Raw genomic sequence first — 20,998 nt, 5'->3', positions numbered from 1 at the left:
GGTGTGGAAGGGACGTTGCCCCATAGGTAAGCCGGTCCCGCGCGCTTGTCGACCCGCGCTCAACCGTTGGCTGCCTTGAGCAGATGCGTGTTGAACCAGGATCGCGCGGACTCCGCGACCATGTCGAGCTTGCCGGGCTCCTCGAACAGGCGGCCGGCGCCGGGCACGACCTCCAGCGCCTTGACGCAGTGCAGCCGCCCGAAGGCCTCGGTGTTGAGGTCGAGCGCCGGGGCATCCTTGCTGCCGACGATCAGCAGCGTCGGCGCGGCGACGCCGTTCAGCCACACGTCGGCAAGGTCCGGGCGCCCGCCCCGGCAGACGACGGCGCCGATGCCGTCGTGCTCGGCCGCGCGGCCGGCGGCGATCAGGGCCGTCGCCGCCCCCGACGCGCCACCGAAATAGCCGATGGGTTTCTGCTCGACCGGCGTGTCGGTGCGCAGGAACCGGGTCGCCTGCAACAGCCGCTCGGCCAGGCGGTGGACGTCGAAGGTGTTGGCCGGGTCGGGCCTTTCCTCCTCCGTCAGCAGGTCCATGAGCAGAGTGGCGAACCCTGCCTCCCGCAACGTGGCCGCGACGTGCAGGTTGCGTGGGCTCATCCGTCCGCTGCCGGTGCCGTGCGCGAACACCACCGCCGCAGCGAAACCGTCCGGCATGGACAGTGAGCCCGGAAGCCCGAGCGGCGGAATGCGGACGTTCGGTTCCATGCGTGTCTTCCCCCTGTGTTTCCCCTTGCCGGATGCTTCAACAGGTGGGACCGCCGGCCGGTGCCGTCACTCCGCCGCACGCAGGCGCTGAAGGTCGAGTTGCATCTCGAAATAGGCGACGGTCCGCTTCAGGCCTTCCTCCAGCGGGATGGTCGGTTCCCAGTTCAGCATCGTCTTGGCGCGGGTGATGTCGGGTTGGCGCTGCTTGGGGTCGTCCTGCGGTAGGGGCTTGTGCACGATCCGGGAGCGCGAGCCGGTGAGGCGGATGACCGCTTCGGCCAGCTCCAGAATGGTGAACTCGCCGGGGTTGCCGAGGTTGATCGGCCCGGTGATGTCGGCCGGTGAGGCCATCAGGCGAACGAAGCCCTCGATCAGGTCATCGACGTAGCAGAAGGAGCGGGTCTGCGAACCGTCGCCGTAGATGGTGATCGGCCGACCTTCCAACGCCTGGACGATGAAGTTGGAGACCACGCGCCCGTCGTTGGGGTGCATGCGCGGTCCGTAGGTGTTGAAGATGCGCGCCACCTTGATCGACAGGCCGCACTGCCGGTGATAGTCGAAGAACAGCGTCTCGGCGCAGCGCTTGCCCTCGTCATAGCAGGCGCGCGGCCCGATCGGGTTCACGCAGCCGCGATAGTCTTCCGGCTGGGGATGCACTTCCGGATCGCCGTAGACCTCCGAGGTGGAGGCCTGGAAGATGCGCGCGTTCAGGCGCTTGGCGAGGCCCAGCATGTTGATGGCGCCGTGCACGCTGGTCTTGGTCGTTTGCACCGGGTCGTGCTGGTAGTGCACGGGCGACGCCGGGCAGGCGAGGTTGTAGATCTCGTCCACCTCGACGTAGAGCGGGAAGGTCACGTCGTGCCGCATCAACTCGAAGCGGGGGTGGGAGAGCAGATGCGCCACGTTCTCCCGCGTGCCGGTGAAATAGTTGTCCACGCACAGCACCTCGCACCCGTCGGCCAGCAGCCGTTCGCACAGGTGCGATCCCAGGAAACCAGCCCCACCGGTTACCAGAACGCGTTTGGTGGCAAACGTCTTCACGGTGTCCCTCGCAGTTGCCGGCGGTGTGCGACCGCCCGGTCGTGGTCCCATGTCGGATTCCATCCGACGTATGTGCGCAACACGTATGTGAAACCAACGTTCAAGATGCCATTCGACATATCCCGCATGTACGGTATCGAAATGGGCGGTTCGGCAAGGCGCTTTGCAGTGGGGACGGAAGTGCGCTAACCATCCGGGCTTCGAAGCCACGGGGGTGCCCTCTGCATGAGCGCCGACATCACCCTGGTCCTGGGCGGAGCTCGCTCCGGCAAGAGTCGCCATGCCGAAGGGCTGGTGACGTCCGCTCCAGGTCCGCGCGTCTACATCGCCACCGCCCAGATCTGGGACGCGGAGATGGCCGAGCGCGTGGCCCGGCATAAGGACGACCGCGGCCCCGGCTGGACCACGGTGGAGGAGCCGCTGGACCTGCCCGGCGCGCTGCGCCGCCACGCGGTCGCCGGGACGAACGTGCTGGTCGATTGCCTGACGCTGTGGCTGTCCAACCTGTTGATGGCGGAGGCCGACGTTCCGGCGAAGGCCGCCGAACTGCTGGGCGCGTTGGCCGAGGTGGACGGGCGGGTGGTTCTGGTGTCCAACGAGGTCGGGCTCGGCATCGTGCCGGACAACGCGCTGGCGCGCCGCTTCCGCGACCATGCCGGGCGGCTGCATCAGGACGTAGCGGCGGTGGCGTCGCGCGTCGTGTTCGTGGCGGCGGGGCTGCCCTTGGTGCTGAAAGGGAACGGGACATGAGCGACAACGAGAACGAAGCGGATATCAACGCCCGCCACGCGGAAAAGATGAAGCGCCGCAAGGCCCTGCGCGACCGGGTGATGGCATCGAAGACCCAGGAGAAGGGGCTTTTGATGGTCAACACCGGCAACGGCAAGGGCAAGTCCACGGCGGCCTTCGGCCTGATCATGCGCGCGGTCGGGCACGGCATGCGCGTCGGTGTCGTGCAGTTCGTGAAGGGCGCCTGGTCCACCGGCGAGACCGTGGCGCTGGAGCGCTTCGACGACCTCGTGGACTTTTACACCATGGGCGAGGGCTTCACCTGGGAAACCCAGGACCGCGAGCGGGACATCGCCGCCGCCAAGGCCGCCTGGGCCAAGGCGCAGGAGCTGATGGCCGACCCGAAATACCAGCTGGTCGTGCTGGACGAACTGAACATCGTCCTGCGCATGGACTATCTGCCAGTTGCCGACGTGCTGTCGGTGCTGACCGGCCGCCGGCCCGACCTGCATGTGATGGTCACCGGCCGTACGGCGAAGTCCGAACTGATCGAGGCCGCGGACCTCGTGACCGAGATGACGCTGGTCAAGCATCCCTTCCAGGCCGGCATCAAGGCCCAACCCGGCATCGAGTTTTAATCATGCCTCGCGCCATCATGCTCCAGGGCACGGGCTCGGACGTCGGCAAGTCGCTGCTGGTGGCGGGGCTGTGCCGGGCGCTGGTGCGGCGCGGCCTGACGGTGCGGCCCTTCAAGCCGCAGAACATGTCCAACAACGCGGCGGTGACCGCCGACGGCGGCGAGATCGGGCGCGCCCAGGCGCTCCAAGCGCGGGCCTGCGGGGTGGCGCCGACCGTCCACATGAACCCGGTCCTGCTGAAGCCGCAATCGGAAATCGGCTCCCAGGTGGTCGTGCGCGGGCAGGTCACCGGGACGGCGAAGGCCGGCGACTACCAGTCCCGCAAGGGGCAACTGCTTCCCACCGTGCTCGACAGCTTCGAACGGCTGAAGGCCGAGGCCGACATCGTGGTGGTGGAAGGGGCGGGCAGCCCAGCGGAGGTGAACCTGCGCGCCGGCGACATCGCCAACATGGGCTTCGCCACGGCGGCGGACGTGCCGGTGGTTCTGGTCGGCGACATCGACCGGGGCGGCGTGATCGCCAGCCTCGTCGGCACGCACGCGCTGCTGCCGCCCGACGAGCAGGCGCGGGTGAAGGGCTTCCTCATCAACAAGTTCCGGGGCGACGTGCGGCTGTTCGACAGCGGCCTGTCGATCATCGCGGAGCGCACCGGCTGGCGCGGCTTCGGCGTCGTGCCATGGCTGACGGAGGCCGCTCTGCTGCCGGCTGAGGATGCCGTGGCGCTCGACACGATGAAAAGCCGTGGTGGCGGGACGCTCCGTGTCGCCGTGCCGATGCTGTCGCGCATCGCCAATTTCGACGACTTCGACCCGCTGGCGCAGGAGCCGGACGTGGCGCTGACCATGGTGCCGCGCGGGCAGCCGCTGCCGCACGACGCCGACCTGATCATCCTGCCGGGCACCAAGGCGACCATTGCCGATCTGGCCTTCCTGCGCGCCCAGGGCTGGGACGTGGATCTGCTGGCCCATTGGCGGCGCGGCGGGCGGGTGCTGGGCATCTGCGGCGGCTACCAGATGCTGGGGCGTCGCATCGCCGACCCGGAGGGCATCGAGGGACCACCGGGCAAGGCCGCCGGGCTGGGCCTTCTGGATGTCGAGACGGTGCTGAAAGGCCCGAAAGTCCTGGAGGAGGCGAGGGGCACCGAGCGCACCACCGGGGCTTCCGTGACCGGCTATGAGATGCACATGGGCCGCACCGAGGGCCCGGACCGCGCCCGCCCGATGCTGAACCTGAGCGACGGGCAGACGGACGGCGCCATCACAGCGGATGGGCGCGTGATGGGCTGCTACCTGCACGGCCTGTTCGGGGCTGATGGCTTCCGTGCCGCCTTCCTGCGGGGCCTTGGCGCCAGCGCGTCGGGGCAATCCTATGACGCAACCGTTGAGCAGGCGCTCGACGCCATTGCCGACCGGCTGGAGGCGCATGTGGATGTCGGGGGATTGCTCGGCATAGCGGAATAGGCTACGCCTGCGTTTCAGTTGTGTGACGCCCCCCGGAGCAAGCCCATGGCTCTGCACATCGAATCCGACGAGGCCGAGCGGATGGCCCGCGAACTGGCCGCGATCACCGGCGAAAGCCTCGCCACGGCGGTGACCGCCGCACTGGCGGAGCGGCTGGGCCGGTTCGCGCGCCCGAACGACCCGGCGCGGCGTCAGGCACTGCGCGAGATTCGCGAACGGGTGTCCGGCCTGCCCGTGCTCGACGACCGTCCGGATGACGAGGTGCTGGGCTGCGACGCGCAGGGGATCTTCGGGTGATGGTCATCGATACCTCGGCCATTGTGGCCTTTCTGCGCGGCGACGCAGACGCCGACCGGATCGAAGCACTGCTCGACGCCAGCGCGGTCAGCCACATGTCGGCCGTCAACGCCTTCGAGTGCCGAATCCTGCTGTTCAACCGCTTCGGCGAGTCGGCCCTGCGCGAGTTCGACCGTCTGATCGAGCGCGCCGGCATCATCGTGCGCCCCTTCGACCGGATGCAGGCGACGCTGGCCTACGACGCCTTCCGACGCTTTGGGAAGGAGCAGGGGCATCCCGCCCAGCTGAACTTCGCCGACTGCGCCGCCTATGCGCTTGCGAAGTCGCTCAGCATGCCGCTGCTGTATGTCGGGCGCGATTTCGCCCAGACCGACATAGCGCCGGCCCTGACCTGAACTCAGAGCAAAATCGCCAGCACCAACGCCGCGCCGACCATCACCGCGCAGGCCTTCCGGTAGAGGCGCAGGGCGCTGCTGATATCCTCCGGCGTGGCTGCGGTGCGGCCCGGTCCCATCCAGGCATCCTCGATCCGCACGGCGCCGTAGGTGCGCGGCCCGCCGAGGCGCAGGTCCAGTGCCCCAGCCATCGCGGCTTCCGGCCAGCCGGCGTTGGGCGAGCGGTGGCGGTGCGCGTCGCGGCGGACGGACCGCAGCGCTTCTCCGGCGTCGGCGCCCGGCGTAAAGCTCGCCGCCGCGGCGATCAGCAGCGCGGTCAGGCGCGATCCCGGCAGGTTCACCAGATCGTCCAGCCGCGCCCCGGCCCAGCCGAACGCCTCGTGCCGGGGGGTGCGGTGCCCGATCATGCTGTCCGCCGTGTTGATCGCCTTGTACAGCGCGACGCCCGGCAGGCCGCCGACCAGCAGCCAGAAGGCCGGCGCCACGACTCCGTCGGAGAAGTTTTCCGACAGGCTCTCGATGGCGGCGCGGCAGACGGCGGGTTCGTCCAGGGTCGCCGGATTGCGGCCGACGATGCGCGACACGGCCTCGCGCGCCGCCTCCAACCCGCCGCTGCGAAAGGCCGAGGCGACCGCCGCGACGTGGTCGTAAAGGCTGCGCTGGGCGATCAGGGTGGAGGCCAGCGCCGCTTCCCACAGCCCGCCGAGCGGCAGGGCCCGGCACAGCGCCGCCACGGCCGCAGCGACCCCTCCGACGACCAGCAGCAGCACAACCATCGCCAGCACCCCCGCCGCCTTGCGCATGGCAAAGGAATCGCCCTCGCGGTTGAGCGCGCGGTCGAGCTGGGCGATAAGCCCTCCGATCCACACCACCGGGTGGCGGATTTGGGCGTACAGTGCGTCCGGATAGCCGGCGGCGGCCTCGATCAGGAGGGCGGCGGCGAGCACGGACGGATGAAGCTCCACGGCATGAATTCCGGGTTTGGACAGAAGAAGGGCGCGATCATGGCGGAAACGCTGGCCGGGACCAAGGGCATCCTCAAGGGTGGCATTCTCCACGGCGGGGATCTCGACGGCGCCCGCGCGATGTTCCCCAAGGCTCCGGAGCCCTGGGTGGACCTGTCCACGGGCATCAACCCCTGGCCCTATCCGTTGCCGCCGATTCCCCCCGACGCCTGGACGCGCCTGCCGGCCCGCCACGCCGAATCCGCCCTGCTGGAAGCAGCCGCCGCCTGTTACGGCGCGCCATCACCGGATATGGCGGCGGCGGCGAGCGGGTCGCAGGCGCTGATCCAACTGCTTCCCCGGCTGCGCGCACCGGGGACGGTGGCGGTCCTGGGGCCGACCTATGCCGAGCACGCCGCCGGCTGGACCGGCGCCGGCCATCGCGTGACGGAGGTCACGTCCTGCGATGGCGCGGCGGCGGACGTGCTCATCGTCGTCAACCCGAACAACCCCGATGGGCGCATTCTGCCGGTCGCCGAGTTGCTGGCCTTGGCGGAGCGGCAGGCGGCGCGCGGCGGCTGGTTGGTGGTGGACGAGGCCTTCGCCGACGTAACGCCGGCGGCGAGCGTTGCAGCCCATGTCAGCCGGCCCGGATTGGTCGTTTTGCGGTCCTTCGGCAAGTTCTTCGGGCTGGCCGGCCTTCGCCTGGGCATCGCGCTGGCCGAACCGGCGCTGGCGGCGGCCCTGCGCGCGGCCATCGGGCCTTGGGCGGTGTCCGGGCCCGGTCTCACCGTCGCGACGGCCGCCCTCTCGGATTCGGCCTGGATCGCCGCGATGCGGGCGCGCCTGCACGCCGAGGCGGAGCGGCTGGATCGTCTTTTGGCCGAGGCCGGACTGACCGTCGCGGGGGGCACATCCCTCTTTCGTCTGGTTTGCGATCCGCGTGCCCCGCAGTTGTACAATGCGCTCGGGCGAGCGGGTATTCTGGTGCGCCGCTTCGACTATCGGGTGGACTGGCTTCGGCTGGGCCTACCGGAGGGCGAGGACGTGCGGGAACGGCTGGTCGCCGCCTGCCAGACCATCACGCATCCGTAGCTTTTGTTTGGATTTTAAACGATGGGTGACATAAGCGCGACAAGATGGCACACATGGGTGGTTCCGGCCTTCGGCTAACGTAAGCACGCAACGCTCCATTGCGACGCAACAAGATTCCATGGCAATGGAGCTGCAATGTTCGATTCGGTTGGTACAACGATGAACCCTGAGGGGGATGTGGGGGAAACGCAAAAGGCTCTGTGGCGCGCGTTCGACGCGCTGCCGACGGGCGTCTGCGTCTCGACGCCCGAGGGGACCATCGTCCACGCCAACCGCGCGCTCCACACCCTGCTCGGCTATGCGGAAGGCTCCCTGCAGGGCATCGGCTTGCGCTCGCTGGAACCGACGGACGGGCTGGTCGCATCCCTGGACCTGCAGGCTGAAGGGGCGGCGCGCGAGCGGCGCCTGCTGCGCCAGGACGGCGGCATCGTCTGGGTGTCGGAAGCGGTCAGTCCCATCGACGGGCCGAACGGCGAGTCCCTGTTCCTGCGCATCCTCACCGACGTCAGCCACCATCGCCGCGCCGAGGCGGTGTTGCGCGACCAGCTGCTGATGAAGGAAGTGCTGTTCGAAACGCTGCCGGTCCCGGTCTTCGTGAAGGATGCCGAGGGCCAGTACGTCGATTGCAACGATTCGTTCGAGCGCTACACCGGCCTGTCCCGCAAGGACATCATCCAGAAGACCGCCTTCGCGGTGATGGACCCGAAGCTCGCCAAGGCCCACGCGGAACATGACCAGGAGCTGGTCGTGAACTGGGGCCAGCGCAGCTATGAGGAGGAGGTGCCCTTCGCCGGCAATTCCACCCGCATGGCCTGCCTGACCAAGGCGGTGTTCTGCGACAGCGCCGGCAACTTCGGCGGCATCGTCGGGGTGATCCACGACCTGTCGGAAGGCCTGCCCAGCGAGGAGCGGCTTCAGGCCATCCTGGAGCAGAGCCCCATCGGCGTGTCGGTGTCGCGCCGCGACGACGGGCGGATCATCTTCGCCAACACACGCTTCGCCGAACTGATCGGGCTGCGGCGCGACGACGTGATCGGCCGGCACGCGCGCGATTACTATGTGGACGACCATCAGCGCGAGCGGGTGATCGAGCGGCTGCGCACCTCCGGCTCCGTCGTGAACATGGAGGTGCAGTTCAAGCGCGCCGACGGTTCGTCCTTCTGGACGCTGTTCACGGTGAACCAGGCGGTGATCCAGGGCGTGCAGGTGAACCTCGCCTGGATCTACGACTACACCGAACGCCGGAACATGGAGGAGGCGTTGCGGGACATGGCCTCCCGCGACCCGCTGACCGGCATCTACAACCGGCGTTCCTTCATGGAACTGGCGCGCTCGCAGATGGCTCGCGCGCATCGCTACAACGAGCCGATGTCGGTCTTCGTGCTGGACGTGGACCACTTCAAACTCATCAACGATACCTACGGGCACGCCACCGGTGACGACGCGTTGCGCATGGTGGCCGGCGGCTGCCAGTCCATCCTGCGCGAGTACGACATCCTGGGCCGTCTGGGTGGCGAGGAGTTCGTCGTGATCCTGCCCGGCGCCACCGCCGACGAATCCCGCGTGGTGGCCGAGCGCGTGCGCCGCCATCTGGCGCGCATGCCCATTCCCGGGCCCGAAGGACGCTTCCACCTGACCTCCAGCATCGGCATCGCCTCGGTCGACGGCCCCTCCGACACCCTGGAAAAAGCCATTCACCGCGCCGACCTCGCCCTCTACCGGGCCAAGCGCGAGGGACGCAACCGCGTGGTCGTGTTCGAGCCGGGCATGTAAGCCGGTACCCCGACCGAAAGTGGTGCGGCCTTTTTCCGGGCTGCGCCGCATTGTTGCGTCGCTAAAATTCCCGAACACGAACAGTCACGGCGAACGGGAGGACGGGAGTGGTCGAGATCTTCGAAACGGATCGTCTGCGCGCCCACCGCGTCCGACACGAGGATCTGGACGATCTGGTGCGGATGCACACCGACCCCACGGTGATGGCGACGCTGGGCGGCAAGGTGTGGAGCGTTGACGAGACGCGCGCCTTTCTCGACCGCCTGATCGACCATTGGGACAGCCACGGCTACGGCGTTTGGACGGTGCGGGACAAGGACAGCAACCGTTTCCTGGGCCGCGCGGGCCTGCGGCGCAAGACCATCGACGGCTTCACCGAAACCGAATTGCTCTACGCTTACCTGCCGGACGTCTGGGACCAGGGGGTGGCGACCGAGGTGGCCCGCGCCGTCGTCGGTCTGTCCTTCGACCGGCTGAAGTTTCCGACCTTGGTCGCCTTCACGCAGCCGTCCAACGCGGCCTCGCGCCGGGTGATGGAGAAGTCCGGCTTCACCTACGAACGCGACTTCATCCACGCGGGCATGCTGCACGTCCTCTACCGCCAGCGGCGGCCGGACAGCGCAGCGGACTGACGTCGCTCAAGCCGCATTTCGACGAACTGGTGCGCTATCGGGCCGCCGGGTTGCGCGCCGACTCCGATCCGCTCAGCCACCGCGCGAGCAGCCAGAGCGCCACGCCCATATAGGCCAGCCCACCGGGCACCCACATGATGAGACCGGCCGCCTGCTGGTCGGCCAGCGCCGCCGCCGGGTCGCCTCCGTAGGCGTACCAGGGCACCGGGGACAGGGTCATCAGGGCCGCCAGCAACGTGCTGTGGAGCGCCGTCACGAACAGTCCCAGGATCGCGCGCCCCGTCGCCGCCGCGCCGCGCCCGACCAGCACCGCCCACCAGAACAGCAGCGCCGTTCCGAACAGCGACAGGTGCTGAAGCGCGTGCACCGCCCGGTTGACCAGCGTGGCGTCGAACAGCGCCGGGACGTGCCACACCCACAACGCCGCCCCGTGCAGGGCCGTCGCGACCACCGGGCCGGTGGCGGCCGCCCACAGCGCTCCCCAACCCCGCCGCGATCCGGCCGGCAAGGGCGCCAGCAGCACGCCCAGGGGGCGCGAGGCGACCAGCAGAGGCGAGGCCACGACCATCAGCAGCTCATGCTCCAGCATGTGCGCGGTGAAGGAAACCTCGGCGAGGTCGTAGAGCGGCGACAGCAGGGCCATGGCGACCACCGACCATCCTGCCCAGAACAGCGCCGCCCGCTTGGCTTGCCAGCGCCGGAAACCGGCGAGATACAGCCCGGCGGACAGCGCCAGCGGCCCCGCCGACCACAGGTCTATGGTCCAGCCGCTTTCCCCCGCCGCGTGCGCCAGCGCCGGCGTGGGGAGGAGCATCCATAGGACAAAAAGGGCCAGGGCGGGCATCGTTGCCTCCGGACGTTCGAGGGCTTAACGACATGCGCCCCGCGCAGTTCCGCCATCCGCCGAGGAACAGGACAGCGGCGGCAGCTTGACGCGCGCCCGCTCCGCACCCGACACTTCATCGCAACAACGGCACATACTGCCGCCGGGGAGGATCATGAGCGAAGACGTCACACCGGCCCGCGTCGCGGGTGTCATCGGCCTGGGATCCATGGGGATGGGCGTGGCGCTTTCGCTGCTGCGCGCGGGCTTCCGCGTGATCGGCTGCGACGCCGAACCCTCCAAATGCATGAGCCTCGTCACGCGCGGCGGCGAGGCGGTGGGCTCCCCCGCCGAACTCGGGCGCCGGGTGGATCAGGTGGTCGTCCTGGTCGCCACCCCCGATCAGGTGGAAGAGGTGCTGTTCGGCCCGGAGGGCATCGCCGCCACCCTGCCGAAGGGCGCCTGCGTCGTCCAATCCGCCACCGTCCCGGCCTCCTTCGCGGAGGAGATCGGGCAGCGGCTCGACGCGCTTGGCCTGCTGATGCTCGACGCCCCGGTCAGCGGTGGGCCGGTGAAGGCGGCGGAAGGGCGGATGACCGTGATGGCCGCAGGCCCCGACGAGGCGTTTGAGAAGGCGGAGGAACTGCTGGCCTCGGCCTCCGGCACGCTGCACCGGGTCGGCGCGCTGCACGGCCAGGGCTCCGTCGTGAAAACGATCAACCAGCTGCTCGCCGGGGTGCACATCGCCGCCTCGGCGGAGGCCATGGCCTACGGCATGCGCGCGGGCGTCGAGCCGCAGCGCATCTACGACGTCATCACCTCCAGCGCCGGCAACAGCTGGATGTTCGAGAACCGCGTGCCGCACATCCTGGCCGGCGACTACACGCCGCACAGCGCCGTGGACATCTTCGTCAAGGATCTGGGCATCGTCGTGGACTCCGCCCGGCGCATGACCTTCCCGACGCCGCTCGCCTCCACCGCGTTGCAGATGTTCACCATGGCGGCGGCGGCCGGGCTGGGGCGCGAGGACGATTCCGCCGTCATCAAGATCTTCGAACGGCTGGCCGGCATCACCCTGCCACAGGCCGACAACGCAACGGAGGGCTGAGTCCATGAAATCCCTGATTGTCACCGGCGGCAGCCGTGGCATTGGCGCCGCCGTCGCGCGGATGGCGGCGCAGCGCGGCTACGCCGTTACCCTCTCCTATGTCGGCAACGCCGACGCGGCGGAGGCGACCCTGTCGGCTATCCGCGAGGCGGGCGGGCAGGCGCAGGCCGTCCGGGGCGACGTGGCGCGGGAGGAGGACATCGCCGCCCTGTTCGACGCCGCCGAGTCCCGTTTCGGCCCGACCGCCGGTCTGGTCAACAACGCCGGCATCGTCGGCCCCTACGGGCGGCTGGACGAGGCGCCTACGGACGCCATCCGCCGCATGCTGGACATCAACGTGACCGGCGCCATCCTCTGCGCGCGGGAGGCGGCGCGGCGCATGTCCACCCGTCACGGCGGGCAGGGCGGGGCGATCGTGAATCTCGGCTCCATCGCGGGCGTGCTGGGCGCGCCCAACGAATATGTGGCCTACGCCGCCAGCAAGGGCGCCATCGACAGCCTGACCATCGGCCTGTCCCGCGAGGTCGCGAAGGAGGGCATCCGGGTCAACTGCGTCCGTCCCGGCCTGATCGACACCGACATCCAGGTGATCCCCGGCGTCGGCAACCGCCTGGAGATGCCGGCCCTGACCCCGCCCATGGGCCGCCCCGGCACCGCCGACGAGGTGGCGGAGAGCGTGCTGTGGCTGCTGTCCGACGCCGCGTCCTACGTGACCGGCGCGGTTCTCAACGTGTCGGGAGGGCGCTGACCCATGCTCGCCATCGGATTTCAGGATGTGGTCGAGGCCGCGCGCCGGCTGGACGGCTACGCCGTGCGAACCCCGCTTCTGGAAAACGCCCTGCTGAACGAGCGGGCCGGCGGGCGCGTGCTCATCAAGCCGGAGGTCCTGCAGCGCAGCGGCTCCTTCAAGTTCCGGGGCGCCTTCAACCGCATCTCGCAACTGACGCCCGAGGAGCGTGGGCGGGGCGTGGTGGCCTGGTCGTCTGGCAACCACGCGCAGGGCGTGGCCGCCGCCGCCGCGCTGCTGGGCATCCGCGCGGCCATCGTCATGCCGAGCGACGCGCCCGCGCTGAAGATCGAGAACACCCGCTCTTACGGAGCGGAGGTCGTGCTGTACGACCGTTGGACGGAAAGCCGCGAAGACATCGCCAAGGCCATCGCCGACGAGCGGGGCAGCGCGGTCGTTCCGCCCTACGACCACCCGCAGATCATGGCCGGGCAGGGCACCGTTGGGCTGGAGATCGTCGAGCAGGTTGCGGCGCTGGGCATCACGCCGGACGACGTTCTGTCCCCGTGCAGCGGCGGCGGTCTGGTGTCGGGTCTCGCGACGGCGGTCCGCCACGCCCTGCCGGACACGCGCGTGTGGAGCGTCGAGCCGGCCGGCTTCGACGACGCGGCGCGCTCGCTAGCGAAAGGGGAGCGCGTCAGCAACGAGGCCGGGCACAGCAGCCTGTGCGACGCGCTGCTGACGCCGACGCCGGGCGCCCTGACCTTTCCGGTTATGAAGGAGCTTCTGGCCGGCGGATTCGCCGTCACCGACGCGGAGGTGCAGGCCGCCATGGCCTACGCCTTCTCCGTCCTGAAGCTGGTGGTCGAGCCCGGCGGCGCCGTGGCGCTGGCGGCGATCCTCTCCGGGAAGCTGTCCACGGCGGGCCGCAAAGTCGTCGTGGTGCTAAGCGGCGGCAACGTCGATCCGGGGACCTTCACCGACGCGCTGGCGGCGCGCTGAGCGCCGCGTTGCCGCCCGACGCCGGTGGGTGTAGGGTGTTTCGGTTGAGTGGATCGCGTGGGACTCGCGGGCCGTGATTTCGGGTGTCTCATCCTCGGCGCTGTTCGGGCTGCCGCAGACGCGGACCGGCCGGAAAACCGGTGCCCAGACGGACGCCCAGGCGGGCGCCGCCGACGAGGTCCAATCCCCCGAACAGCAGCAGCGCACCCAGGAGCTTCAGCGCACCGACACCAGCGTCCGCCAGCACGAGGCGGCGCATCAGGCGGCCGGCGGACCTCACGCCGGGGCGGCGTCCTTCACCTACACGCGCGGGCCGGACGGCAAGAACTACGCGGTCGCGGGCGAAGTGCCCGTGGACACCAGCCCGGAGCGCGAGCCCGAGGCCACCATTCGCAAGATGGAGACGGTCAAGGCGGCGGCCCTGGCCCCCTCCGACCCGTCGGCCCAGGATCTGCGCGTCGCCCAGCAGGCCGACGCGCAGAAGGCCCAGGCACAGCAGGAGTTGCGCCGCAAGCAGTCCAGCGAGGAGGCGGGCGGTCAAAACGGCACCGCCGCCCCGGCGCTGGCGGCGCGCGGAGCGGCGGCGTATGGAGCGGCTCAGGGCCTTGGTCAGCCAATGACCCGAAGCGCTATCACCGTCTGAATGGGCTTCTCAAAGCCCCTCTCCCTTGATGGGAGAGGGGTTGGGGTGAGGGTGGCGCCAGCGCAGCCGGCCGGAAGCTGTTTTCCGCCCTTCCGGGCGTAACCACCCCTCATCCCACCCCTTTTCCCACAAGGGGAGAAGGGCTTTGAGGCCACCTCAGCGGCGGACCGGGGTCTCGCCGTCCAGCGTCATCAGCGGGCCGTAAAGTTCCGGACGGCGGTCGCGGAACACGCCCCAGGACGCTCGCTGGGCCGCGATGCGGTCCAGGTCGAAGGAGGCGGTGAGCACCGTCTCGCTCTCCCGGTCGGCCTGCGTCACCAACTCACCCGTCGGCCCGGCGATGAAGGAGGAGCCGTAGAAAGTGATCCCGCAGGTCTCCCCTTCCTCGCGCCCGACGCGGTTGGACGCGACCAGCGGCATCAGATTGGCGCCGGCGTGGCCCTGCATGACGCGCGTCCAGTGCCCCTGGCTGTCCAGCGACGAGTCCTGCGGTTCCGAACCGATGGCGGTCGGGTAGAACAGGATCTCCGCCCCCTTCAGCGCCATGGCGCGGGCGGTTTCCGGGAACCACTGGTCCCAGCAGATCGCGCAGCCGATGGTGGCGTAGCGCGTTTTGTAGACCTGGAAGCCGGTGTCGCCGGGGCTGAAGTAGAATTTCTCCTGATAGCCGGGGCCGTCGGGAATGTGCGATTTGCGATAGACGCCCAGCACCGTCCCGTCCGCGTCCACGATGGCCAGCGAGTTGTAATAGGCGTTGCGCGCCCGCTCGAAGAAGCTGACGGGGATGACCACGGACAGCTCGCGCGCCAGCGCGCTCATCCGCGCGATGACCGGATGATCCTCCACCGGGTGGGCGAGGGCGAACAGATCCTGCTTCTGGTCCTTGCAGAAGTAGGGAGTCTCGAACAGCTCCTGCGGCAGGATGATCTGGGCGCCGCGCGAGGCGGCCTCGCGCACGAGGCGCTCGACGCCGCTCACATTGGCATCCCGGTCCCAGCTGCAGGCCATCTGGGTCGCGGCGACGGTAACGGTGCGTCCGGTGGTGGGGCGCATGGCGGCGGTGCTCCTGTACTCTCGTGTGCGTGGGCTGGATGCCGTTGCGGTGGCATTGTTTGACGGTGAAGCGCCAGCAGCGCAACCGTTCTTCGGGAAAGCGGGCTTTTGAGAGAGAAGTTTAATAAAATTGAAAAACGAAAAAGACCCGGTTCAGTATTGATCAGGGAAAGTGTCGTTATGTCGCACTGCATACGCGGATATGAAGGGCTTTGCCGCTGTCGTCATCGACCTTCCTTCGCTTCCAGGTAAGGGGTGAAGCCGCCAATGCCGGGTTTTGTTTATCGCTGAAACCATTATCGCCGACGTGGATGGACATATCATTGCATGCACGCGAAATGAGAATGCGCATTTTCTTTGCGATTTTTTCGCGAAAAGATATGATCGGGTAAGTTGATTGTGTTCGTTCGTTTCGGACCGGCGGTGCCACGCCGCCCCGCCGAACGGCTGCTGAAAGATTGTCTTGATGATTGGGCGATTCAAGAGACAGGAACCGAAGTTTGTCTTGGCCGGGAATGGGGATTCGGACACCGTTCCAGAGGTCAACAACGACCTGTCCGCCGGGGGAAACCTGTCCTATGTGACGCGCGAGGTGCACCGCGCCTTCTCGCGCGCGCTGCAGAACCGCATCACCAGCCACGGCGTCAGCATGGGGCAGTGGTATTTCCTGCGCGCCCTGTGGGAGGAGGACGGCCTGACCCAGCGCGAATTGAGCCAGCGCGTCGGCATGATGGAGCCGACCACCGTCACCGCGCTGAACACGCTGGAACGGCTGGAACTCGTCAAGCGCGTGCGCAACCCGCACGATCGCCGCAAGGTGAATATCTTTCTGACGCCGAAGGGACGGTCCCTGCGCGACGCGATACTCCCCTGCGCCGCCGAAATCGCCGAGCAGGCGACCCGCGGCATCCCGCCCGACGACATCGCAAGGACGATCAACGTGCTGCGCCGGGTGTCGGCGAACCTCGGCGGTCCGCCGCCGGCCGGTCTGGACGAGGAATTGGCGTAGACGTGTTCAGGACGAGGTGTTGAGTTCGGCCAGCAGCCGTTCCTTAGTGGTGGGATCAATGCGCGTCCAGGGAATGCCGGTCAGCGCGGCGTGCAGACCCCACAGCGCGTTCAGGCTGACTCGCTTTGGATTCCAGTGCTTGAGCCGGCGGTAGGCGGCCACGGCGCCGAGCGCGCGGAGGTCGGATTCCGTCGCGATGCCCACTTCGGCAAGCCAGGACGCCGTAGTGGGCCCGAGGCCGGGAAGGGTGTGGATCAGGCGGTCCGCTTCCGCACCCATCACTCAGTCGTCCGGATCGGGCGGGGGCGGCAGGCTGGCGCCGGTCAGGTTGGCGCCGGCGAATTTCGCGTCGCGGATGTTGGCGTCGCTTAGGATCGCGCCGGTCAGGTCGGCGTCGGTGAAATCGCAGCCGGCGAGGTTCGCGCCCCGCAGGTTGGCGCGCACGCAGGACGCACCGGTGAAGTTGCAGCCCGTCAGGTTCGCCGCCCACAGCCGCCCGGTCGGCTTGCCGTCCGGCCCCTTTACATCGACCCAGCCGATGCCGGCCCCGTCCAACCGCGCACCGGAGAAATTGGCGCCGCGCAGGTTCGCGCCGTCCAGAATGGCGCCGGTGAAGTCGCTGCCGGAAAGGTCGGCCTCCGACACGTCGCACATGATCAGCAGGGCGTCGCGCATCTTGGCGCCGCCGAGGTTCACCCGCTTCAGATTGGCACCGGACAGGTTCACGCCGTGCAGGTCGATGTGCGACAGGTCGGCCCCGCCGAGGTCGGCGCGCGAGCCCATGACGCCGTTGGTGTTGATCCAGGTGTAATGGTTGTGCAGCGCTTCCTGGATGTGCAGCGAGAAATTCTCGGCCGAGCGGGCGAGGTTGGCGCCAGTCGTGTCGGCCCCGGCGAGGTCCGCGCCCTCCAGTTTCGCGCCCTGAAGGTCGGCGTTGCGTAGGTTGGCGCCGGCCAGCACCGCGCCGGTCAGGTTGGCATCGCGCAGCACAGCCCCCTGCAGGTTCACGCCGGAAAGGTTGCTGCCGCGCAGGTCCGCCCGCGCGAGGTTGACGTTCTTCATGCTGGAGCGCATCAGCGTCGCCCCGGTCAGCAGCGCGCCCTCGCAATCCGCTCCATTCATCGACACGTCGGTCAGATCGGCACCGGACAGGTTGGCGTTCGCCATCATCGCGTCGTCGAAATCGCTGCCCGCCAGATCGGAGCGGACGAAGTCCAACCCCTTGCCGTTGTTGCCCTTGCCCCCGCCGCCGTACAGCAGGGCGCCGCCGCGCAGGTCCGCTTCCTTCAGGATGGCGCGCTTCATCTTGGCGCCGCGCATGTGGGCGCCGCGCAGGTCGGCGCGGTACAGGTTGCAGCCGGTCAGGTCGGCCTTGGTCAGGTGCGCGGCGAACAGGTCGGCGTGGCTGAGGTTGGCGTTGGACAGGTCGCAATGGGCGAGGTTGGCCCCCGACAGCTTGCCTTGCGTCAGGTCCACGCCGGCCAGATTGGCGCCTTCCAGGTTGCCCATGGTCAGGTTGGCGCGGTTTCCGCCCTGCTTGTTCTTCAGCCAGCGCTCGTGCTTTTCCAGCACTGCGACCAACTCGTGTGGCGTCATGGACCTGTCCGATGGTCTGGCCGTCGCGCGCGGCGGGCGCACGCGATGGACCCTGTTTCCTCAATGGCGGTACCAGTGTCTTAAGATAATCTGTTCTATTCGTTAAGGGCCAATCGGACCGCCCGGCGGGACGGGATGGCGAAGGGCGTGCGGATTGCCATCTATGATCGCGCACGCCCTGAATTGACGACGTGAACAGGAGAACAGGAATGGTCGGCGGGCATACCGTTGCCGCTTTCGACGCGGAGCTGAAGCAGCTCCACCACACCATCGTGACGATGGGCCGGCTCGTGGAGAGCCAGTTCGCCGCCGCCATGGAGGCGATCACCGAACGCGACGCCGACAAGGCCGCGAAGGTCGTCGAGGGCGATGCCGAGATCGACCGGCTGGAGCTGGAGTTGGAAAGCCTCTCCGTGCGCCTGCTCGCCCTGCGCCAGCCCATGGCCAAGGATCTGCGGGAAATCGTCTCGGCGCTGAAGATCGCCTCGAACCTGGAGCGGATGGGCGACTTCGCCAGTTCGGTCGCCAAGCGTGCGGTGACTCTGTCGAACCTGCCGGTGGCGCCGCCCGTCGCCTCCCTGTCCTGGATGGGGCAGACGGTGCTTGGCATGATCCGCGACATGGTGAAGTCCTACGAGGACCAGGACGCCGCGCTCGCCCTGGCCGTGCGCGAACGGGATGGGGAGGTGGACGCCGCTTACACCAGCCTGTTCCGGGAATTCCTCACCTACATGATGGAAACCCCGGCGCAGATCACCGGCTGCACCCACCTGCTGTTCGTCGCGAAGTCGATCGAGCGCGTCGGCGACCACGCCACCAACGTGGCCGAGAACGTTTGCTTCCTCGTCCAGGGCCGCCTGCCCTCGGAGGAACGGACGAAGGGCGACCTCACCAGCTTCGCCGTGATCGAGGAGAAGAAGGAAGAATAGGGAACAGCGGAGCCGGGGCGGGGTTCTTGGCTGCGGGTGCAGCAAAGGAGTCCCGTCCCCATGATCGCCGCCATCATCGAACAGGACCACGAGGCCGGACGGGAGCTGTTCGCCGACGTCGGCAACGCTCCCGAACCCGCATGGGACAGTCGCGGCGACGGCATGCGGATCCTGGCCGCCTTGTGGGACGACCATGGAGCGGTTCTCGAACAGGCGGTGTTCCCGCGTCTGTCCGGTGTGGCCGGGCAGGGGGGCGTGGTCGAAGCGTTGCGCCTGCAGCAGCGTCGCGTCTTCGAACTGGCGACCGACCTTGCCCGGCGGTCCGCGAACCACGACGCCGACGGGCGTTGGCTCACCGACTTCGAAGAGCTGAAAACCGTCTTCGATGCCCAATGCCTGCGGGAGATGATGGAGCTGATCCCGCTGATCCGCGACCGGGTGCCGCCGCCGGATGTCGCGGAGATGACCCGTCAGGCGAGGGCGCTGCGGCAGGCGCGCGGGCACTGATTTCGAGGGCTGATTTCGGGATGGAATAAGGGGAGAGCGCGCGGCGTCTACGAGACGGCCGCCCGACAGGGGCGGCGGACAACGGGAGGACATCTCATGCTGCGCAAGACCGCTCTCGCCGCCCTTCTGACCGTGGCCTTCGCCGCCCCGGCGCTCGCCAACAGCTGCCCCAAGCATATGGCCGCCATCGACGCGGCGCTTGCCAAGAACCCGCAGCTGTCGGCCCAGCAGATGACCGAGGTCAAGCAGTTGCGTGCTCAGGGCGAGGAATTGCACAAGGCCGGCAAACACGCGGAGTCCGAGGCCACGCTCGCTAAGGCCGAAGGGATTTTGGGAATCAAGTAGGGCCGCAAACGAAGCGCCCCTCCGCGCCATTGAAGGCGGGAGGGGCGTTGGGGGCGGTTTTCTGTCGCCGAATCCGTGTTTCGGCTTCCAGGTGTTCTTAGTGTTTCGGCTTCCAGCCGTCGCCGTCCTGCTCATAGCGGCGCCGCACGGCGGCCCAGGCGACTTTGTGCGCGGTCTGCTCGCGTTGAACGGCCTTGCGCACGGCCTCCGACCGGCAGCCCTGCCAGGCGGAATTGAAAGCGGAACGATAGATGTCCTGCGCGCGGGCAGGCAAGTGACCCTTCACCGATTCGGGGAGTTCGGCGTTGGTGCGATAAGGCATCGCGCGTTTCCTCCAAAGATTCTTCGTTTCGTTTTTTCCGACTATACACAACAAGAACACAAATCTTGTAGGGATTTCGCCCACCCAATAAGCATTAGTCCTAACCTCGCGAGGCTTATGCCGTTGGGCAAGGTGTGCACTGCAACCAAAGCCATAAAGAAAAAGAGCCCTTCCCCGGTGCGCGGGGAAGGGCCCTTTCCTGGAACCAAGCAGCTGAGTGGACTCGTCCTTACGGCGTGCGGCGCGCGGCGCGGTGGGCCGGGATCGGGATCGGGCGAATCGCCTGCTCCTCGCGGCGGCTCGCCGACATGTCGATCTCGATGCGGGCCAGCGCCTTGCGCAGTTCATGCACGGCGTCGGACAGCGCCTGGATCGAGGTTTCGCCCGGCTGCTGACGCCAGCCGCGATAGGCGGCAAGGCAACCACGCGCGGTCTCGCGCAGGCGGGCTTCCACCGCATCGACCGGCGGAGTCGGCTCGGCCCGGCCACCGGCGGCGGCCTGCGGTGCGGGGGCCGAAGCCGCCGTCTGTGCAGCCGGAGCAACCGGGGCCGGAGCGACCGGAGCCGGCTGGGGGGCGGGCTGCGGATCGGGCCGGTTCAGGCGCAGGGTTTCGGTCGGCGCGGCCGGAGCCGGGGCTACCTCGGTCGCCTGCGGTGCCGGAGCGGCGGCCGGCGGCGTGACCGTCAGCGTCGGGCGGCGTTCCTCGGCCGGCAATTCGGCGGCTTTGGATTCGGTAGCCTTGGCTTCGGGGGCCTTGGATTCAACCTTGGGCTCGGCAGCCGCACGGCGCGAAGCCTTCGGCGCCGGGGCGGGCGATTCGGCGGGAGCGGCTTCGGCGGCCGCTTCGGCCGGGGCAGCGCCAGCTTCATCCTCGCCGGGGGCATCAGCGGCCTCGGCTTTGCGGATGATGTAGGAAATGGCGCTGGGCGTGCATTCGAATTCACGCGCGATCGCCGACAGGGTTACGCCGGAACGGTAACGCTCAAGAATTTGCGGCCACGCCGCCTGCGGAATTCGGCCGCGTTTCTTCGGAGCCTCCGGTTCGGTCCCGGTTTCTGCGTTCATTATGTCGCTCGGTTGCCAAAGTGAATTTTGAGTCATTTGTCAGCTGCTTGGGCCGGATCGCACGCTCCTGACGCGTCGGCACGCGGGCGCGTGCACGAACATCACGTCAAAGTCCGGACTTGCGGGCGATGTTGTCGGTACCGATGAATATCGGGAACTC

General features: G+C 68.4%; 25 protein-coding genes. 16 read left to right on the top strand and 9 right to left on the bottom strand.

Annotated features, from left to right (window positions below; translation table 11 throughout):
• Nucleotides 1–59: 59 nt before the first annotated feature.
• Nucleotides 60–704, bottom strand: coding sequence for a dienelactone hydrolase family protein (locus J2852_RS08015; protein ID WP_209873568.1), 645 nt, complete (start codon nt 702–704; stop codon nt 60–62).
• Between the two features lie 66 nt (nt 705–770).
• Nucleotides 771–1,745: a UDP-glucuronic acid decarboxylase family protein gene (locus J2852_RS08010; RefSeq protein ID WP_343206693.1), complete on the bottom strand. Its 975-nt coding sequence runs from the start codon at nt 1,743–1,745 to the stop codon at nt 771–773.
• A gap of 225 nt (nt 1,746–1,970) precedes the next feature.
• On the opposite strand from J2852_RS08010, the gene cobU reads away from it, so the two are divergent.
• From cobU to J2852_RS07985, 5 genes are read left to right on the top strand one after another with little or no spacing between them, the layout of a single operon-like run.
• Nucleotides 1,971–2,495, top strand: coding sequence for a bifunctional adenosylcobinamide kinase/adenosylcobinamide-phosphate guanylyltransferase (cobU, locus tag J2852_RS08005; protein ID WP_209873563.1), 525 nt, complete (start codon nt 1,971–1,973; stop codon nt 2,493–2,495).
• The gene (cobO, locus tag J2852_RS08000) at nt 2,492–3,112 is read left to right on the top strand and encodes a cob(I)yrinic acid a,c-diamide adenosyltransferase (protein WP_209873560.1); all 621 of its coding nucleotides are present in this window, start codon (nt 2,492–2,494) and stop codon (nt 3,110–3,112) included. The genes cobU and cobO overlap by 4 nt, the downstream gene beginning before the upstream one ends.
• Nucleotides 3,113–3,114: 2 nt before the next feature.
• On the top strand, nt 3,115–4,572 hold the full coding sequence (locus tag J2852_RS07995; RefSeq protein ID WP_209873557.1) for a cobyric acid synthase: 1,458 nt from the start codon (nt 3,115–3,117) through the stop codon (nt 4,570–4,572).
• Between the two features lie 45 nt (nt 4,573–4,617).
• Nucleotides 4,618–4,869 (top strand): type II toxin-antitoxin system VapB family antitoxin, encoded by a 252-nt coding sequence (locus J2852_RS07990; protein WP_209873554.1) that lies wholly within the window; start codon nt 4,618–4,620, stop codon nt 4,867–4,869.
• Complete coding sequence (locus J2852_RS07985) at nt 4,869–5,264, top strand: type II toxin-antitoxin system VapC family toxin (protein ID WP_211112147.1); 396 nt, start codon at nt 4,869–4,871, stop codon at nt 5,262–5,264. Before J2852_RS07990 ends, J2852_RS07985 begins: the two co-directional genes overlap by 1 nt.
• A gap of 2 nt (nt 5,265–5,266) precedes the next feature.
• Here J2852_RS07985 and cbiB read toward each other — a convergent pair whose 3' ends face one another.
• On the bottom strand, nt 5,267–6,229 hold the full coding sequence (gene cbiB, locus J2852_RS07980) for an adenosylcobinamide-phosphate synthase CbiB (protein WP_209873548.1): 963 nt from the start codon (nt 6,227–6,229) through the stop codon (nt 5,267–5,269).
• A gap of 3 nt (nt 6,230–6,232) precedes the next feature.
• Here cbiB and cobD point away from each other — a divergent pair, with 3 nt between their 5' ends.
• From cobD to J2852_RS07965, 3 genes are all read left to right on the top strand, one after another.
• Nucleotides 6,233–7,303, top strand: a complete 1,071-nt coding sequence (cobD, locus tag J2852_RS07975; RefSeq protein WP_425514359.1) for a threonine-phosphate decarboxylase CobD — start codon at nt 6,233–6,235, stop codon at nt 7,301–7,303.
• Between the two features lie 135 nt (nt 7,304–7,438).
• The gene (locus tag J2852_RS07970) at nt 7,439–9,076 is read left to right on the top strand and encodes a sensor domain-containing diguanylate cyclase (protein WP_209873545.1); all 1,638 of its coding nucleotides are present in this window, start codon (nt 7,439–7,441) and stop codon (nt 9,074–9,076) included.
• A gap of 107 nt (nt 9,077–9,183) precedes the next feature.
• Nucleotides 9,184–9,708, top strand: coding sequence for a GNAT family N-acetyltransferase (locus J2852_RS07965; RefSeq protein WP_209873542.1), 525 nt, complete (start codon nt 9,184–9,186; stop codon nt 9,706–9,708).
• Between the two features lie 34 nt (nt 9,709–9,742).
• Here the strand turns inward: J2852_RS07965 and J2852_RS07960 are convergent, their stop codons facing one another.
• Nucleotides 9,743–10,552: a cytochrome c oxidase assembly protein gene (locus J2852_RS07960; RefSeq protein WP_209873539.1), complete on the bottom strand. Its 810-nt coding sequence runs from the start codon at nt 10,550–10,552 to the stop codon at nt 9,743–9,745.
• A gap of 154 nt (nt 10,553–10,706) precedes the next feature.
• On the opposite strand from J2852_RS07960, the gene ltnD reads away from it, so the two are divergent.
• From ltnD to J2852_RS07940, 4 genes are all read left to right on the top strand, one after another.
• Nucleotides 10,707–11,639 carry an L-threonate dehydrogenase gene (gene ltnD / locus J2852_RS07955; protein ID WP_209873536.1) on the top strand — a complete coding sequence of 311 codons (933 nt, stop codon included), beginning with the start codon at nt 10,707–10,709 and terminating at the stop codon, nt 11,637–11,639.
• Nucleotides 11,640–11,643: 4 nt separating this feature from the next.
• Nucleotides 11,644–12,387, top strand: a complete 744-nt coding sequence (locus J2852_RS07950; RefSeq protein ID WP_209873533.1) for an SDR family oxidoreductase — start codon at nt 11,644–11,646, stop codon at nt 12,385–12,387.
• 3 nt (nt 12,388–12,390) lie between these two features.
• Nucleotides 12,391–13,368 carry a threonine ammonia-lyase gene (locus J2852_RS07945; RefSeq protein ID WP_209873530.1) on the top strand — a complete coding sequence of 326 codons (978 nt, stop codon included), beginning with the start codon at nt 12,391–12,393 and terminating at the stop codon, nt 13,366–13,368.
• Between the two features lie 73 nt (nt 13,369–13,441).
• Nucleotides 13,442–14,011, top strand: a complete 570-nt coding sequence (locus tag J2852_RS07940) for a putative metalloprotease CJM1_0395 family protein (protein WP_343206692.1) — start codon at nt 13,442–13,444, stop codon at nt 14,009–14,011.
• Nucleotides 14,012–14,167: 156 nt separating this feature from the next.
• Here the strand turns inward: J2852_RS07940 and aguB are convergent, their stop codons facing one another.
• On the bottom strand, nt 14,168–15,064 hold the full coding sequence (gene aguB, locus J2852_RS07935) for an N-carbamoylputrescine amidase (protein WP_209873527.1): 897 nt from the start codon (nt 15,062–15,064) through the stop codon (nt 14,168–14,170).
• Nucleotides 15,065–15,569: 505 nt separating this feature from the next.
• Between aguB and J2852_RS07930 the strand changes: the two genes are divergently transcribed.
• Nucleotides 15,570–16,073: a MarR family winged helix-turn-helix transcriptional regulator gene (locus tag J2852_RS07930; RefSeq protein ID WP_246499378.1), complete on the top strand. Its 504-nt coding sequence runs from the start codon at nt 15,570–15,572 to the stop codon at nt 16,071–16,073.
• Between the two features lie 6 nt (nt 16,074–16,079).
• Here the strand turns inward: J2852_RS07930 and J2852_RS07925 are convergent, their stop codons facing one another.
• A complete protein-coding gene (locus J2852_RS07925) occupies nt 16,080–16,352 on the bottom strand; it encodes a TfoX/Sxy family protein (RefSeq protein WP_209873523.1) in 273 nt (90 codons plus the stop codon).
• Nucleotides 16,353–16,355: 3 nt separating this feature from the next.
• Nucleotides 16,356–17,669, bottom strand: a complete 1,314-nt coding sequence (locus J2852_RS07920; RefSeq protein WP_209873521.1) for a pentapeptide repeat-containing protein — start codon at nt 17,667–17,669, stop codon at nt 16,356–16,358.
• A 209-nt stretch (nt 17,670–17,878) separates the two neighbouring features.
• Between J2852_RS07920 and phoU the strand changes: the two genes are divergently transcribed.
• The 3 genes from phoU (at nt 17,879) to J2852_RS07905 (ending at nt 19,450) form a co-directional block, all read left to right on the top strand.
• Nucleotides 17,879–18,598 carry a phosphate signaling complex protein PhoU gene (phoU, locus tag J2852_RS07915; protein ID WP_209873519.1) on the top strand — a complete coding sequence of 240 codons (720 nt, stop codon included), beginning with the start codon at nt 17,879–17,881 and terminating at the stop codon, nt 18,596–18,598.
• A 60-nt stretch (nt 18,599–18,658) separates the two neighbouring features.
• On the top strand, nt 18,659–19,105 hold the full coding sequence (locus J2852_RS07910; RefSeq protein WP_209873516.1) for a hemerythrin domain-containing protein: 447 nt from the start codon (nt 18,659–18,661) through the stop codon (nt 19,103–19,105).
• A 96-nt stretch (nt 19,106–19,201) separates the two neighbouring features.
• A complete protein-coding gene (locus tag J2852_RS07905; RefSeq protein ID WP_209873512.1) occupies nt 19,202–19,450 on the top strand; it encodes a hypothetical protein in 249 nt (82 codons plus the stop codon).
• Between the two features lie 97 nt (nt 19,451–19,547).
• On the opposite strand, the gene J2852_RS07900 is transcribed toward J2852_RS07905, so the two are convergent.
• Both J2852_RS07900 and J2852_RS07895 read right to left on the bottom strand, forming a co-directional pair.
• Nucleotides 19,548–19,772: a ChaB family protein gene (locus tag J2852_RS07900; RefSeq protein ID WP_209873509.1), complete on the bottom strand. Its 225-nt coding sequence runs from the start codon at nt 19,770–19,772 to the stop codon at nt 19,548–19,550.
• Nucleotides 19,773–20,001: 229 nt separating this feature from the next.
• On the bottom strand, nt 20,002–20,838 hold the full coding sequence (locus J2852_RS07895) for a hypothetical protein (RefSeq protein WP_209873506.1): 837 nt from the start codon (nt 20,836–20,838) through the stop codon (nt 20,002–20,004).
• Between the last annotated feature and the right edge of the window lie 160 nt (nt 20,839–20,998).

The organism is Azospirillum soli (genome assembly GCF_017876165.1).
GTDB classification, from domain to species: Bacteria; Pseudomonadota; Alphaproteobacteria; order Azospirillales; family Azospirillaceae; genus Azospirillum; species Azospirillum soli.
Note: the sequence above shows the minus strand (reverse complement) of the source record. Positions and strands in the feature narration are given on the sequence as shown.